The sequence below is a fragment of the Anaerosacchariphilus hominis genome (genome assembly GCF_014290175.1).
In the GTDB taxonomy this organism is placed as follows: domain Bacteria; phylum Bacillota; class Clostridia; order Lachnospirales; family Lachnospiraceae; genus Laedolimicola; species Laedolimicola hominis.
In genome coordinates, this window is the sequence record NZ_JACOOR010000023.1 from 1 (window position 1) to 1,596 (window position 1,596).

General features: G+C 48.2%; 2 protein-coding genes. Both read left to right on the forward strand.

Translation table 11 applies throughout. The annotated features are described in order from the left end of the window. The coding region (locus tag H8S44_RS16090; RefSeq protein ID WP_186997566.1) for a DUF4368 domain-containing protein at positions 1-1,056 on the forward strand (1,056 nt) is incomplete at its 5' end. Positions 1,057-1,082: 26 nt separating this feature from the next. Then, a complete protein-coding gene (locus H8S44_RS16095; RefSeq protein ID WP_117888729.1) occupies positions 1,083-1,436 on the forward strand; it encodes a TnpV protein in 354 nt (117 codons plus the stop codon). Positions 1,437-1,596 lie beyond the last annotated feature (160 nt).

Sequence of the window (1,596 nt, forward strand, 5' to 3'; positions counted from 1 at the left end):
ATCTTTGAGAATACCCATGAAGCCATTATCGACCAGCAGACCTTTGATTTGGCGCAGAAAATCCGCAGCAATGTACGGCGTTATCCAAACGGCTGGGGCGAAGCGGCTCCCCTCACAGGTTTGCTCTATTGTGCCGATTGTGGCGGCAAGATGTATGTCCACCGCACCAACAATGGCAGGCGGATTTCTCAATATACCTGTTCCAATTATACCAAAGTTCCGTGTGGGACACTATGCCCTACACAACACCGTATCAATGAGAGTGCTGTTCTGACATTGGTTTCTGACACGCTCCGGGCTATCGCTGAATATTCCAGAAATGACCGGACGGAATTTATTCACACCGTTCAGGAAACGCAGGTTGCTCAACAGAGTGCCGATATATCGAAAAAGCGCAGGCGTCTGGCTGCTGCTCAAAAGAGAGCCGGAGAACTGGAAAAACTGATTTGCAAAATCTATGAGGACAATGCCCTCGGCAAGCTGCCGGATGCACGATATAGGGCGCTTGATGCACAGTATGCCAAAGAGCAGGACGCACTTGAGATTGAAATTGCGGAGCTGGAAAAGGCTGTTACCGGCTATGAGCAGAGCCAGAAATCCGCAGAGAAATTTATAGCCCTGATTGATAAGTATGAGAATTTTGACACGCTGACAAACACCATGCTCAACGAGTTTGTAGAGAAAATCCTTGTCCACGAACGCGCCCGAAAAGGCAGCCAGGACACCACGCAGGAAATTGAAATCTACTTCAATTTTTTAGGACGCTATATCCCACCATCCTTACAGCCGGTTCCTTTAACCCCGGAGGAACAGGAAGAACTGCAGAAAAAAGAAGAACGCAAGGACAGGCTCCATCAGAACTATTTGAAGCGGAAAGCCAGCGGTGCACAGAAACGGTACGAGGACAAAATTAAGGCAAAGAAAAAAGCGGAAATGGACGCTAAGAAAGCCCTGATCCGGGCTGAGGATATGAAAAAAGGCGTTTTTTCTACTGTCGGACAGCTGCCGAAAGAAGAACCACGCAAAGGCAGCATAGCAGCCAGCGCAGCAGTCTAATCATCACGAAGCAAAGGAGAATGAATATGAGTAAGTTGACTTACATTCGTTGTGGAGATTATGATATACCCAACCTAAAACTTTCTGAACAGCCGGAAACTTCTATCGGCAAGTACGGCAGAATGCGAAAATCCTACCTAAAGGAACATCGCCCCATTCTCTACAACCAACTGCTGATGAGCGAGAAGCTGTATCCACACCTGTTAGAGATTGACCGGACAGCGCAGGAGCGTGTGGACACCATGTTACCTCACATGATGGAGGCTGCGGGTGTCACTGAGGAACTGAAAGCCTGTGATCCTATGCGTTGGGTGGGGCTGATGAACACATTAACGGCACAGATTGAGGAAATTTTAATCAGGGAACTGATTTGCAGCTGAATGGGAGGTGTGGGAAATGCTGGCCTTTGAAAAGGTTTTGAAAGTGTTTCAGGCATATCTGGATGATGACCCTCTGTATGAGGTGGTTCAGACCAGCCACGGTTATACATTGATGGCATGGGAACCCCACCGGAATGACTGGTATAGCGCCGAGATACAG